This window comes from Sphingomonas telluris, assembly GCF_022568775.1.
GTDB classification, from domain to species: Bacteria; Pseudomonadota; Alphaproteobacteria; order Sphingomonadales; family Sphingomonadaceae; genus Sphingomicrobium; species Sphingomicrobium telluris.
Genome location: NZ_JAKZHW010000001.1, coordinates 939,341 through 952,899 on the forward strand (window position 1 = coordinate 939,341; position 13,559 = coordinate 952,899).

Consider the following 13,559-nt stretch of genomic DNA (forward strand, 5'->3'; position numbering starts at 1 on the left):
CTGCGATAGCCCTGCTTTTCCTTGACCCCGCCGTCAATGCTGGTGGAGACTCAAAGGCATGGGTGGGGAGCACGACCGCTTGACTGCGGCCGAGGCTGCCAGCGTGATTGGCTGGTGGATCGAGGCGGGGGTCGACGTGGCAATTCAGGAAGGGCCGCGCGCCTGGCTGGGCGAAGCGACCGCACGCACGGCTGAAATCCAGGACCTGCCTCGGCCCGAACCGGCGCAGGAGCTTCCGGCCACCCTCGAAGCTTTCCGCGGCTGGCTCACCCACACGACCGAATTGCCCTTCGCGGCGGCCACTTCCCGGCGAGTGCTCCCGTTAGGACTGGAATCCGCGGAAGTCATGCTGCTGGCCGACATGCCGACCGCCGAGGATGTCGCGCAGGACCAGCCGATTGCAGGTGCGGCGTGGGAGCTGACGCAAAGAATGCTCGCCGCGATCGGGTTCACCCCCGAGCAGGCTTATGTCGCGAGCATGACTTGCACGCACAGCCCGGGAAGCCGCCTTGCTGGCAAGGATCTGGAAGCCTGCGCGGCGATCGCACGGCGGCACATTGCCCTTGCCAAGCCCAAGCGGCTGCTGCTTCTAGGGGATATTCCCAGCAAGGCCTTGCTGGGGAAGCCGATGGCCGCAGCACGCGGCAGCGTTCACAAAATTGAAGGGGTGCGGACGGTAGCAACGTTCCACCCGCGCTGGTTGCTTGAGCGCGCTTCCGACAAGCCGCGCGCCTGGGCCGACCTGCTGCTCTTGATGGAGGAAGAAGTTTGAGCATGAATCTGTTGCTTGCGGCAGCCGCATTCGCGGGCGTGCAGGGCCAGGCATCGGACCCGCTCGCCCCGCTCCCCGCTCAACCGGCGCCCACGCCGGCACCGGTCCTCGTACCGGTGCCGACGAGCCCACCGGCGACCAGCAACATGCCGACGGTGGTCACCACCCCGCCCGGAAACGTGCCGCCGGTCGTAACGAACGTTCCGAGCAGCACTCCGACCGTGGTCAGCGCTCCGCCGCCCGCCGCAGCGCAGCCGGTCGCCTCCGCGCCTCCGCCAGTGGTCACGCCGATTGTCCAGGTTCCGCGCAACTGGGCGGAAGTGTTCGCGGATATCCGCAGCGGCCGTTGGGCCGACGCGCAGGCGGGCATCTACGCGCTGCCCCAGAGCGTGCTGACACCCGTTGCCAAGGCGGAACTTTACACGGCGAAGGGCTCGCCCGCCGCCTCGCTCGCGCAGATTTCGGCACTTCTCGCGGAAGCGCCGGAACTGCCGCAGGCGTCGCAGCTTGCGCGAATGGCGATCACCCGCGGTGCGGTTCAGACGCCTTACTATGTCGCCGAACGCGCAAGTGCATGGCTTGGCAACTCACCGAGCCGTTACAAGGCCAAGCCTGTCACCGGGGAGCCTGCAGCGGACCAGCTGCGATCGCAGCTCGACCCGCTGGTCAAGGCCGACGACGCCATCAACGCCGAGATTCTGCTGATGCAGAACGCGCCGTACCTATCGTACATCGCACGTGCGGAGGCCGGGCAGCGCGTTGCTTGGTCCTATTTCTCGATCGGCCGGGATGCCGATGCGCGCCGCGTCGCCGACACCTATCGTCTCGGCGCGACCGGCGAATGGGCGAGCCAGGCCGCCTGGGTGTCCGGACTCGCATCCTGGCGCCTGAGCGACTGTGAATCCGCCTCCCGCTCCTTCAAGGAAGTCGCTTCGACTGCCACGCAGCGGGAGCTTTCCGCTGCAGGCTTCTATTGGGCTGCGCGCGCCGAGCAGGCGTGCCGGCGACCCCGTTCGGTTGCGCCGTTGCTGAAACAGGCGGCAACCTCCCCGGAAAGCTTCTATGGACTGTTGGCCCGGGAGACGCTCGGCATCGACAAGTCCCTGCCACCCGACGTTCACAACGGCCTTCGCGGCATCGAGAACCTGCCCAATGTGCGCCGAGCGGAAGAACTGAGGAATATCGGCCAGCCCTGGCTCGCTCAGGAAATGATCGAGCATCAGGCGCTGATCGGCCGCCCCCAGGATCACCACGCTTTGATCGAACTGACCCGGAAGCTCGACCTTCCCTCCGCGCAATATTGGCTGGCGCATAATGGCCAGTATGGCGCGGTCGTCGATGCGGTGGACCGGTACCCGATCCCGCGCTGGATGCCTCGCAATGGTTGGCGGATCGATCCTGCCCTGGCGCTGGCGCACATGCGGCAAGAATCGAACTTCAGGACGGATGTCGTTAGCCCGGCGGGGGCCGTCGGCTTGATGCAGGTCCTTCCGGTCACAGCCGATCATATGGCTCGCCGCAATGGCTACAACGCGGGCAGCCTCTACGATCCGACCGCGAACATCGAATACGGCCAAAGCTTCATCGAAACGATGCGCGCTTCGTCGGCGACGCAGGGCCAGCTGCCGAAGATCATCGCCGCCTACAACGCCGGACCGCTGCCGGTTGCCCGCTGGTCGTACATGGCCCCCAGTGATCCGCTGCTGTGGATCGAGAGCATCCCCTATTGGGAGACCCGCTATTACGTGCCCGCGGTCTTCCGGAACCTGTGGGTCTATCAGGGCCTTGCAAAGGCCGCTACGCCGACGCTTAGCGCGCTTGCCCAGCATCGCTGGCCGGAGTTCCCGACCGCACGGACCAACCTCGCTGCCGCGCAGGTCAAGGCGGCCGGAGAGCCCTAAAGCTCAACTCTGTTCTTGTTCTGTTCTCATGCGCCGAGTAGATTCCGCGCATGCCAGTCGAGTCGATCAAAGGGCGCGGAGCGACGCGCAATGCGACGCCCACCCGCTTCAATCTAAAGGAGCGAACGGTCGACGGCGATTGGCTGGACAGCGTCGAGGCGCTCGACGGGATGCAGAAGCGCCGGACGACCGTCACAATCGAGCATCCCAAGACGATCCTGACGCGCAATGCCTCTCCTGACATCGGGTTCGATCGATCGATCAACGCCTATCGCGGCTGCGAGCACGGCTGCATTTATTGCTTCGCACGGCCCTCGCATGCTTTCCACGATCTGTCGCCGGGAGTGGATTTCGAGTCCCGCCTGTTCGTGAAGCCAAGGGCGGCGCAGCTGCTCCACGCCGTTCTGTCGAAGCCCGGTTACGAATGCGCGCCGATCGCGATGGGAACGAACACGGACCCATACCAGCCGATCGAGGAACGGTGGCGCGTGACCCGCTCGGTCATCGAGCTGCTGGTCGAAACGAGGCACCCCTTCACGATCACGACGAAATCGGACCGCGTCTTGCGGGACCTCGACTTGCTGAAGCCGGCGGCAGAGCTGGGGATCGTGTCCGTGGCGCTGTCGGTGACATCGTTGGACCCGAAGATCGCGCGAACACTCGAGCCGCGCGCTCCTACCCCTCCCCGGCGCATCGCAGCGATAAAGCAGCTGAATGCCGCAGGCGTGCCTTGCTACGTCGCCATCGCGCCCGTTGTGCCGCAGATCACCGACCACGAGCTCGAGCATATCGTCGAAGCGGCCGTGGAAGCGGGAGCGCCCGGCGGTTTCTATCTGCCCGTACGTCTGCCTCAGGAGGTCGCGCCCCTGTTCCGCGCCTGGCTCGAAGAACATTTCCCCGATCGCGCGAAGAAGGTCATGGCCACCATCCAGTCGTTGCGCGGCGGGCGGGACAATGATCCCAATTTCTTCAGCCGGATGCGCGGACAGGGTCCTTGGGCAGACCTTTTGAAGACAAGGTTCGAGAAGGCTGCTCAGAAATATGGCCTGCGCCAGGCGAAGTTCGGGCTTCGCCGCGATCTTTTCCAGCCGCCGCAGGGCGACCAGCTTCGACTTCTTTGATGGAGCACAGCGAACATTTAATCGAAGAGCCGCGTGACTTCCTGCAGCCCGCTGTCCTAGGCGTAGCGGCATGACACGTTCTATCGTCGCCGCGTTGCTTCTCGCGTCCGCAACCCCTGCTCTCTCCCAGACAGTCCCGCCGCAGGTCGCTGACCTCCGCGATCAGGCGCTGAAAGACGATTACGCCTGGGATATCGTCGAAGGCCTGACGACTGAAGTCGGGCAGCGAATGGCGGGTACCGAGGCCGAGGCGCGCGCTCGCGAGTGGGCCGTGCGCAAGCTCACCGCGATGGGCTTTGCAAACGTCCGCATCGAGCCGTTCGACATGCCCGTCTGGACGCGCGGTCACGAAGCCGCGGAGATTCTCGGTCCCTATCCGCAGCGGCTGGTGATCACGGCGCTGGGCAACAGTGCCTCGACGCCGCCCGAAGGCATTACTGGAGAGGTCGTCGGCTTCAATTCTGAAGCAGAGTTCGAGGCGGCGGCGGACAGTGCCGTCCGCGGAAAGATCGTTTTCGTGTCGCACGCCATGCCGCGCACGCAGGACGGCTCAAGCTACGGCTATTTCGGTGGACCGCGACGCCAGGGACCGACGGTCGCAAGCCGCAAGGGCGCGCTGGCCATCGTCGTGCGGTCGATCGGCACGGACTATCATCGCAATCCGCACGCAGGCGTTCAGCGTTTCGAGGACGGCGTAAAGCCGATACCCGCAGGCGCGCTCAGCATTCCCGACGCCGAACAGCTTCAGCGCATCCTCAAGAGAGGGAAACCCGTGACGATGCGTCTCACGCTCGTGTCGCAGGTTACCCAGGGCAAATCCGGCAACGTCATCGCCGAAGTGCCGGGGCGCGATCCGAAGGCGCCCGTCATCCTCGTCGGCGGTCATCTCGACAGCTGGGATCTTGGAACAGGTGCTATCGACGATGCGTCCGGTGTCGCCATCACCACGGCCGCGGCCAAGCGCATCATGGATGCTGGCCGCCCGCTTCGTACGATCCGGATCGTCTGGTTCGGTGCGGAAGAAGTCGGCCTTTTCGGCGGTATCAATTACCAGAAAAAGCACGGCACGGAGCCGCATTACGCGATCGCCGAGAGCGACTTCGGTGCCGATAAGATCTGGAAGGTCGACAGCAAGCTCGGCAAGGCTCGTGAGGCGGAAGCCAAGGCGCTGCAGCTCGCCCTCTCCCCACTTGGGATCGTGCCTGGCTCGCTCGAGAAGGCTGATGGATCGGACATCGAGCCTCTGCTCAATGCCGGCCTACCGGGTGTCGCGCTAAGCCAGGACGGCACTCACTATTTCGACATCCACCACACGCCGGATGACACGCTCGACAAGGTCGATCCCGAGAGCCTGCGGCAGAACGTGGCCGCGTGGACCACGATGCTCGCAACATTGACCGGCGGAATTGAGTCGGAGCCGAAACGGCATAAGCGGCGTTGAGCCTCCAAATTGGGAGGATTGAACATGCGAATTCTATTTGCTGCCCCGTTCCTGCTGCTCGGCGCCTGCAACGTCGATCGTGACTCCGGCAATGACACCACGACCGTCTCGTTCAACGAGGACGTGGCTCAGAACACACTCGAAGACGCGGGCAATTTCGCTCAGAACGTAGGCGGCGCGATCGCCAACGACGTCTCGGAAGGCGCCGACAAGGTCCAGAACAAGGTCGGCGACGTGGACGTCAACGTGGACGTCAGCCGGAACACTTCGGACCACGCCGACGGAAACCATCAATAGGCCGGTTGTCCCTGCGCTACCCTCCGTGTAGCAGGCGCTCCGTCGGGGAGTAGCGCAGTCTGGTAGCGCATCTGCTTTGGGAGCAGAGGGTCGCAGGTTCGAATCCTGTCTCCCCGACCATCATCGCTTTTGTAGCTTAGCGAGGCTGCGGTTTCGCTGAGCCAGCTAGTCGCCGCTGTCCGTCCCACTGCATGAGCAGGCTGCTCTCGTGCCAGAGCTCGCGCTTCTCGCGCCAGCACATTCGGTCGGCCATTCTGAGGGCCTGCGCCTCGCTGTGCGCTTCGAAGTCAATGACGCCACTAAAGTGGCCATCGCGATCGCGGCAATACAAGCGATAGAAGGACACGACACCCTCCGTGCCTTTTTGTAACCCTCAGCTAGAGGGTGGACAGTCGGGAGCGGTCTGTAGGTGAAAGGCAACTACACCTGAGTCCGGAGCACGCTCAGATGATCAGTGCGCGACTTCCGTGAACTTGCCGAGCTGGCAGAACGGATAGTTGCGAAGGCCTGTCGACTTGATCTCGACCGGGTCGAAGATCTTCACCCGGTCACCTGCGCAGAGCATTCCGGTTTCCGCACCCGTCGTAACGGCAATCGCCGCACTCGTGCCGAGACGCGCCAGCCCAGGACAGGAGCTGGCAAGGTCGTTGCGATAGGTCTTGCCGACGACGTCGAATTCCACTGCGCCTGGCCCTGCCACTCGCCGGGCAACGATCTGGTCGATCGGGATGCAGGATTTCGGCTTGGCCACAGCCTGTTGCGGCTGTTCTTGCTGCCTCGCGGTCGCCGCGGTGCAGGATGCCAGGACCAATCCCGCGAGCACGGTCAACGGAGTCGATGCCCTCATGACTCTTCTCCTTCGCGAAACCCTTTCCGCTAGGCAGCCTGAACGCTTGCTGAGGCAAAGGCCGACGCGATCGCTTCCCGCAAAGGCTTGGCCTTGAAATTCGCGTCGTACGGGGTTCCGCGCTTCTTGAGCTTGTCCGGACGGGGATCAAACCCTTCGAGCCAGCTGTACCGGTCCACCATTCCCCAAGCGAGAACGTCCTTGAGCTGCGGATAGCTGAGCATGATGTCGAGGTAGGCCTTGGCATAGTCCGCAACCATGCGATCGCGCTTCGCAACGTCCGACGGAGCCTTCCTGTCGTTCACGTCGAACTCGGTGATCAGCAGCTTGTAGCCCATGCCCACGACCTCATCCAGGAAGCGGCGCCAGGGCCCTTCGGCCTCGCTGACGAGCTCGGCCACAGTCAGGGGCTTCAGGATCCGAATGTGCGATTGAATGCCTAGCGCATCGACGGGCGTGCCGCGTTTGCGGAAACCCTCTAGCAATTTGAGCACGCCGCGCATGTGCGTTTCGTCCTCGCCGGTGCGCTCCCAACTCATGTAATCGTTGTAAACGAGCTGCGCGTGCGGCGCTTCGGCCTTCGCCGCATGGAACATGACGTCCAGCGTTCGCTCGTGACCGAGGGCTTTCGTTACGACAGTGTCGCGGATCTCGCCCGTTTCCGGCTGCACCGCCTCGTTGACGACGTCGTAGGATGTGATGCGCGTTCCGTAGCGCCGGCAAACGGTGCGGACGTGCTCGGTTAGAAGCGCCTCCGCGGCCTCGGCGGGCTTCGCCCCGAAATCGTGAGCGACGAGCCACTTTGGGTACCATTTCTCCGGTAGCCAGAAGAGCGTGTGTCCCCGCAAGTCGAAACCATGACTCTTGGCGTAATCCGCGATCGCATCCAGCTGTTTGAAGTCGAACGTCGTCGGGCCCGGACGCGTCCACTGCCACTTCAACTCGTTCTCCGGGACGAGCAGCGAGCATTCGCGCTCCAGGATCGACGCGTATGCCGGGTTGGCGAAGCTCCCGCGATCGGCACCGGGCTTCCCCCACGCTACCGCGGAACCGAAGCGGCGGCCGCTTCTCTCGGCGAGCTTGGAAAGGCCATCAGCTTCGGCCGCAAGAACTGGCGAGCTGAACGAAGCAGCGAGACCGGCAGCAAGTCCGGAGGCGAGTACAGTCCTACGATCGAGCAATGAAACGCTCCTGCCCTTGATTTGCGGTGATAGCGCTAACAGGCTGCGACAAATCTCTCAACGACTCCATAGATCGGATACGCGTGCGGGCAGTTTTCCTGTTGATTGTTGCGGCAGCATGCCAGGCGGCCGCGCCCGCTCGCGCCGAGGACGGCTACGATCTATGGCTCCGCTACAAACCGGTCGAGCCAAAGCTGCGTGCTGCTTACGCTCCCCTCACCCGCAACATCGTGATCGCGGAGTCGCCGACGCTCGATGCCGCCCGGACTGAACTGCAGCGGGGCATCGGTGGAATGCTGAGTGCTCAACTGCCGGTTTCCGAGACCGCCACGGACGGTTCTGTCCTCATCGGTACGCCGAAGTCGTCGAGGCTGATTGCCGATCTGCGGCTCCCGCTTACGGGCCTCGGTCGCGAAGGCTTCGTGATCGAGAGCGCCCGCTTAGCCGGGCACGATGTCACGGTGATCGCTGCGAACGACGACGTCGGCGCACTGTACGGGACCTTCGCGCTGTTGCGACGGATGCAGACCGGACAACTGCTGGATCACCTTGCGATGCGTGAGGCGCCCGCTTCCGGCCTTCGCCTTCTCAATCACTGGGACAATCTCGACCGCACCGTGGAGCGCGGCTACGCGGGCTTCTCGCTGTGGGACTGGCACAAGCTGCCGCAATGGCGCGACCCGAGGTACACGGACTACGCGCGTGCCAATGCATCCGTCGGGATCAACGGTACGGTCCTGACGAACGTCAACGCCAACGCTCAGGTCCTGACGCCGCTATATCTGAAGAAAGTTGCAGCCCTCGCCGACACCTTCCGGCCCTGGGGCATTCGCGTTTACCTGACCGCTCGCTTCAGCGCCCCGATCGAGATCGGACACCTGAAAACTGCCGATCCACTCGCCCCCGAGGTGCGCGCATGGTGGCGAGCCAAGGCCGACGAGATTTACCGCGTGGTTCCGGACTTCGGCGGCTTGCTTGTGAAGGCGAATTCCGAAGGCCAGCCAGGGCCGCAGGAATACGGTCGCTCACACGCGGACGGCGCCAACATGCTTGCAGATGCAATGGCTCCTCATGGCGGCACGGTGATCTGGCGCGCGTTCGTCTACAATGCCAAGCCCGGCGAAGATCGAGCCAAGCAGGCCTACGAAGAATTCCATCCGCTGGACGGCCAGTTCCGTCCGAACGTGATGCTGCAGGTCAAGAACGGCCCTATCGATTTCCAGCCGCGCGAGCCGTTCCATCCGCTGTTCGGCCAGATGCCGAAGACGCCTGTCGTTCTAGAAGTGCAGATCACGAAGGAATATCTTGGGTTCGCAACCCACCTCGCCTACCTCGGCACCATGTGGGAGGAGGTCCTGAGGGCCGACACCTGCTCGCCGAAATGCGGAACGCCGGTTTCCAGAACGATCGCCGGAATGGCGGGCGTTTCGAATATTGGGGCGGACCGCAACTGGACCGGCTCACAATTCGATCAAGCCAATTGGTACGCGTTCGGGCGACTGGCCTGGAACCACGATATCGCCGCCCGCGACATCGCCGAAGAATGGGCGCGGATGACCTGGAGCAATAACGATTCGGTCGTGAAGCCAGTCGTCGGAATGATGATGCAGTCGCGCCAGGCCGTGGTGAATTACATGACGCCGCTCGGGCTTCATCATTTGATGGCGACTGACCATCACTATGGACCAAGTCCGTGGGTGAACAACCTGAAGCGCGAGGATTGGAATCCGACTTACTTCCATCGTGCGGATGCGAAGGGCATCGGCTTCGACCGGACATCGACCGGTAGCAATGCCGTGTCGCAATACGCACCGCCGGTGCGGGATTGCTTCGCGAGGCTGAACTGCGTTTCAGATGACGATCTGCTCTGGTTTCATCACGTCCCATGGACGTACCGCATGCGCTCAGGCCGCACCCTCTGGGACGAGCTGGTCGGCCGCTACGACCTCGGGGTCCAGCAGGTGCACGACATGCGGCGGACGTGGGACTCTCTCCGCAGCCGTATCGACGACGAGCGCTTCCAGCAGGTGGATGCTTTCCTCGGGATCCAGGAAGAGGAGGCCCAATGGTGGCGCGATGCGTCGGTCGCCTATTTCCAGAGCATTTCCAAGCGCCCGCTCCCGAAGGGTAGCAAGACGCCAGCTCATAGCCTCGATTATTACGAGGCGATCAGCCTCCCGTACGTTCCCGGCCACTAGGTCACATTGAGCACATAAAAAGAGCCCCTCCGCTTAGGAGGGGCTCTGAGGTGTTCTGTGCCTTTCCTTAGCCGCGCTCTGGCGCCGGTGGTGGCGGCGGAGGCGGTGGAGGTGGCGCCGGGCAAGCATCCGTCGCCAGGATCACCGACCCATCGGCGCAGGTCTGCGTCGCGGGGGGTGCCGGAGGCGGCGGGGGCGGAGCCGGCGGGGCTTCCACCGGCGCTGCTGCCGGGGGCGGCGAGAAGGTGCCGCGAACGATGAACGAGAAACGCCGGTCGTTCATGAAGTACGACCGCGGCCCAAGCAGGCCCGTCGTCGTGAACTGCTGCAGCGTCTTCGTGACTTCGTTCGTCAGGTTCACAGCCTGGACGCCGACCTTCAGGTCCTTTGTGATCGAGAAGAACGCAGAGGCATCCAGCTGACCCGTCTTGTCGTTGAAGATCGGATCGTACGGGAAGATGACGTCCGCCGCGGTCAGCAGGAACTTCGACCGCCAGTTGTACGCAAGACGAAGCGACACCGGTCCCTTTTCGTAGAAGCCTTCGATGTTCACGTTGTGCTTCGACAATTGCTCGAGCGGCAGGTTGCCGGAGACGCCGCCCGGAGGCGTGTTCACCGGAGCACCACCGTTGAGCATCGAGTTCGGAAGGCCCTTGCTCTTGATGTACGTGTAGTTGGCGTTGAGGCCGAAACCACTCAGGAAGCCCGGCAGGAAGTCGTAGGTCTGCTGGTATGCCAGCTCGAAGCCCTTGACCTTCCCGTTACCATCGAAGTTGGCGGGACCACGGACGATGACCGTCTGCGTGACACCGTTGCTCTCGATCTCACGCTGCGTAACGTTCTGGAAGAAGAAGTTATGGATCGTCTTGTAGAACGCGTTGAACGTCAGCGAGCCAACCCGCGCAAAGTACCATTCGAGGCTGGCGTCGAAATTCTTCGAGATTGCCGGCTTCAGGAACGGATTGCCTGCCGTTGCAGTCAGCTGGAATCCGGCACTCGTGTCGGATCCTACCGTCAGGAAGTTGCGAATATTCGCCATTTCCGGACGGGCGAGGTTCTTGGACGCCGCGAAACGAAGGATCAGGTCCCGGGTCAGGCCGAACTTCAGGTTCAGGCTCGGCAGCCAGTAGCTGTAATCGTTCTTGGCGTCATCCTCGACAGTTTCACCGGTCGCCCAATTCTGTAGCGCGACGTATCCGGCTTCGCCGAGCTCGCAGACGCCCGTCGGCGGCACCTGCGGCGCAGGTGGCGGCGGAATTGCGCACCGCTCGTCAAACGGCAACGAGATGCCGAGCGCGGATTGCGACGGAACGCCGATCGACCCCAGCGAACCCACCTTCGTCGACACGTAACGGATGCCGATGTTACCATCGAGCCGCACGTTGCCGAAGATCGGATCGTCAGAGCCGAAGTTCAGCATCGCGTAGGCGGCCTTGTTCGTTTCGCTGACTTCCTGGATTTCACTCGGAAGGAAGAGCGTTCCCGGTACCACGCCAGGACGGTTCGCGAGCGAGTTCCAGCTGGTCGCTGTGCCGCCGTTGGCCGCACCCGCCGACTGGACGCTCTCGAAGAAATCGATCGCTTGCTGATAGCCGTCGATCAGGTTCCCGCCGTAGTAGTTCGCAGTGGGCGGCTGGGTCGTGTCCCCGCGGAAGAAATTGTCGAACTCGTACTGCTTGACGTTGCTTCCGCCCATCTGGTCCATGAAGACTGCGGTGCTCCACACCTCGGACAGCGAACCCCAGTTGTACGTGCTGTACTTCACCGTCTGGTCGCGGTCCGCGTAGCGAGCGCCGAACTTCGCGCGCCGCAGGAAGGGCACGTCATCGAGGAAGTTGTAGGTGACGTCGCCACGGAACGCCCATTCGTTACCACGGCTGTGTTCGGCGTGATCCATCGCCGCACGCCAGAACGTGTAGCGTGGATTGCTGAAATATTCCTCGTCCGAAGCGCCAGCCAGATCCGGCGAAGTCGGGCTGCCGAGATTCAGAGGCTTGTGCGGAATGACATCCGGAGTGCCGTTGAGGTCGACTTCCTGATCGGCGAACAGTGAGCCGAAGACACTGACGTCGAGGTTGTCGTGCTTCGCCTTCACGCGCTGCGCATCGACATTGAACGACCAGTGATCGTCGATGTTGTATTTGAAGTTAACGCCGAGGTCGGTGACCTTGTTGTCGTCATCCACCTGGCGACGAGCCAGCGAGTGCTGCATGCCGCCGACCGGGACGCGGTCGCCCACGACCTGCGTGCCCCAACCCGCGCCATACGGGCTGCCGCGCCAGCCGCCCGTCGGGACGGTGATGTAGCCGCTCTCGAAAACGCCATCGTCGTTATACTGGTAATTCTCGAATTCACCCACCGGGCACTCCGCGCGAGTAGTGCCGCCCGGACCATTGGTGTTCGGCAAGCAGCCCGCCGGATAGGTGTTGTATTCCGACAGGTCCGGAGCTGCCTCGAACGTGTGCTCGCCCCACTTTTGGCTTGCATGCGAATGCAGGCCCTGCACCGTCAGCAATGCGCGGCGGTCGACGCTTTCCCACTGAAACGCGCCGGCGATGCCAGTACGCTCACGGTTGAAATCCTGCGTACGGAACTGTCCACCCAACGGTGCATATGCAAGCGCAAGCGGATCCGCGAAGCCGTCGCTGCCCGGGGTGCTCGCGGTGCCACATGCCGAACCGCCAGGAGGCAGGGTCGTCGTGTCCGTGTCGCCCGGAAGCGGGTTGCGGCAGGTCGGCGGACCGTTGTTCGCGCCCGGGACCAGCGTGTTGTCACGCGCCTGGAAGTTCGTGATCTGCAGGCCGTCTGCGCGGCTGAAGACCTGCGAATAGGAGAATGCACCCAGCAAACCGACGCGGCCGATGCCCGTATCCCAGGTGTTGCTGGCGAGGATCGATCCGACCGGCGACCACTTCTCGGCAAGGTCGCTGTAGTTTGCCTCGAGGTCGAAACCGACGTGCAGGCCCTTGTTATCGAACGGCAGGCGCAGGTTCATGTTCACCGCGCCCGAGAGCCCGCCCTCGATCAGGTCGGCAGTCGAGTTCTTGTAGACCTCGACGGAGCCGAGGAGCTCGGCGGGCACGTCGGAGAAGTTGATGGCCTGGCCGCCGACGCCGGTGGAGAAAGTGTCACGTCCGTTGAATTCGGAACGGACGAAGCTGAGGCCGCGAATCTGAACGCCCGAGCCTTCGACCGAAAAGTGATCGGGGTCGTTCGAACCGGCGAAGCGGTTGATTGAAACGCCCGGAACGCGCTGCAGCGCTTCGGTTACCGAACGGTCAGGCAGCGCGCCGATGTCTTGCGCCGTGATGGCGTCAACAACGGTGTCCGCGTTGCGCTTGATCGACTGGGAATTCGCAAGGCTGGCCCGGATGCCGGTGACAACGATCGTGCCGCTGTCGCTCGTCGCTTCCTCTGGGTTCGTCGTGTTCGAGATGCCGCCCGTCTGGCTATCATCATCCTCGGTTGCCTGACCGGTAACCGCGACCATGCCGGGTTGAGTAGTCGTCGCTGTAGCGGAGCTATCCGTCGTAGCGGGAGCCGTCTGCGCGTAAGCAGGTGCAATACCGAATACACACATCGCCAGTGCGGACACGCCGCAGCGAAGTGAAATACCGACGCCAAATTGCTGACGAGTGCTGACCGTATCCGGTGAAGCCATACTCTCCCCCTTAATGTTAGCGCTAACAACGACCAGCGCTTCTGTCTCTCCGATGACGAAGTTATGACGAGCAGAATGTAACAAGCAAGGGGCTTTGTTACAGTTCGTCGTCGCTGTGCTGAATCTGCAACAACACGGGT

At 63.1% G+C, this 13,559-nt stretch carries 9 protein-coding genes and 1 tRNA gene; 7 read left to right on the plus strand and 3 right to left on the minus strand.

Annotated features, from left to right (window positions below; all coding sequences use genetic code 11):
• The first annotated feature begins 58 nt into the window (after positions 1–58).
• The 6 genes from LZ016_RS04800 to LZ016_RS04825 all read left to right on the plus strand — a co-directional run bounded on the left by LZ016_RS04800 (position 59) and on the right by LZ016_RS04825 (position 5,652).
• A complete protein-coding gene (locus LZ016_RS04800; protein WP_241446194.1) occupies positions 59–772 on the plus strand; it encodes a uracil-DNA glycosylase in 714 nt (237 codons plus the stop codon).
• A 2-nt stretch (positions 773–774) separates the two neighbouring features.
• On the plus strand, positions 775–2,673 hold the full coding sequence (locus tag LZ016_RS04805; protein ID WP_241446195.1) for a lytic transglycosylase domain-containing protein: 1,899 nt from the start codon (positions 775–777) through the stop codon (positions 2,671–2,673).
• Between the two features lie 50 nt (positions 2,674–2,723).
• Entirely contained in the window at positions 2,724–3,794 is a 1,071-nt protein-coding gene (locus tag LZ016_RS04810) for a PA0069 family radical SAM protein (protein ID WP_241446196.1), read from the plus strand.
• A gap of 70 nt (positions 3,795–3,864) precedes the next feature.
• Complete coding sequence (locus LZ016_RS04815; protein ID WP_241446197.1) at positions 3,865–5,235, plus strand: M28 family peptidase; 1,371 nt, start codon at positions 3,865–3,867, stop codon at positions 5,233–5,235.
• A gap of 24 nt (positions 5,236–5,259) precedes the next feature.
• Positions 5,260–5,532, plus strand: coding sequence for a hypothetical protein (locus LZ016_RS04820; RefSeq protein ID WP_241446199.1), 273 nt, complete (start codon positions 5,260–5,262; stop codon positions 5,530–5,532).
• Between the two features lie 43 nt (positions 5,533–5,575).
• A tRNA-Pro gene (locus LZ016_RS04825) sits at positions 5,576–5,652 on the plus strand.
• Between the two features lie 331 nt (positions 5,653–5,983).
• Here LZ016_RS04825 and LZ016_RS04830 read toward each other — a convergent pair.
• Together LZ016_RS04830 and LZ016_RS04835 are read right to left on the minus strand one after the other, a co-directional pair.
• Positions 5,984–6,379 (minus strand): hypothetical protein, encoded by a 396-nt coding sequence (locus tag LZ016_RS04830; protein ID WP_241446201.1) that lies wholly within the window; start codon positions 6,377–6,379, stop codon positions 5,984–5,986.
• Between the two features lie 29 nt (positions 6,380–6,408).
• A complete protein-coding gene (locus tag LZ016_RS04835) occupies positions 6,409–7,560 on the minus strand; it encodes an endo-1,4-beta-xylanase (protein WP_241446202.1) in 1,152 nt (383 codons plus the stop codon).
• A gap of 83 nt (positions 7,561–7,643) precedes the next feature.
• On the opposite strand from LZ016_RS04835, the gene LZ016_RS04840 reads away from it, so the two are divergent.
• Positions 7,644–9,758 (plus strand): alpha-glucuronidase family glycosyl hydrolase, encoded by a 2,115-nt coding sequence (locus LZ016_RS04840; RefSeq protein ID WP_241446204.1) that lies wholly within the window; start codon positions 7,644–7,646, stop codon positions 9,756–9,758.
• 67 nt (positions 9,759–9,825) lie between these two features.
• Here LZ016_RS04840 and LZ016_RS04845 read toward each other — a convergent pair whose 3' ends face one another.
• Complete coding sequence (locus tag LZ016_RS04845; protein WP_277622507.1) at positions 9,826–13,419, minus strand: TonB-dependent receptor; 3,594 nt, start codon at positions 13,417–13,419, stop codon at positions 9,826–9,828.
• Positions 13,420–13,559 lie beyond the last annotated feature (140 nt).

What these genes read in the sequence shown, in the direction of transcription:
- LZ016_RS04800 (WP_241446194.1), top strand. Translation starts at nt 59, where the DNA reads ATGGGTGGGGAGCACGACCGCTTGACTGCGGCCGAGGCTGCCAGCGTG.
- LZ016_RS04805 (WP_241446195.1), top strand. Translation starts at nt 775, where the DNA reads ATGAATCTGTTGCTTGCGGCAGCCGCATTCGCGGGCGTGCAGGGCCAG.
- LZ016_RS04810 (WP_241446196.1), top strand. Translation starts at nt 2,724, where the DNA reads ATGCCAGTCGAGTCGATCAAAGGGCGCGGAGCGACGCGCAATGCGACG.
- LZ016_RS04815 (WP_241446197.1), top strand. Translation starts at nt 3,865, where the DNA reads ATGACACGTTCTATCGTCGCCGCGTTGCTTCTCGCGTCCGCAACCCCT.
- LZ016_RS04820 (WP_241446199.1), top strand. Translation starts at nt 5,260, where the DNA reads ATGCGAATTCTATTTGCTGCCCCGTTCCTGCTGCTCGGCGCCTGCAAC.
- LZ016_RS04830 (WP_241446201.1), bottom strand. Translation starts at nt 6,379, where the DNA reads ATGAGGGCATCGACTCCGTTGACCGTGCTCGCGGGATTGGTCCTGGCA.
- LZ016_RS04845 (WP_277622507.1), bottom strand. Translation starts at nt 13,419, where the DNA reads ATGGCTTCACCGGATACGGTCAGCACTCGTCAGCAATTTGGCGTCGGT.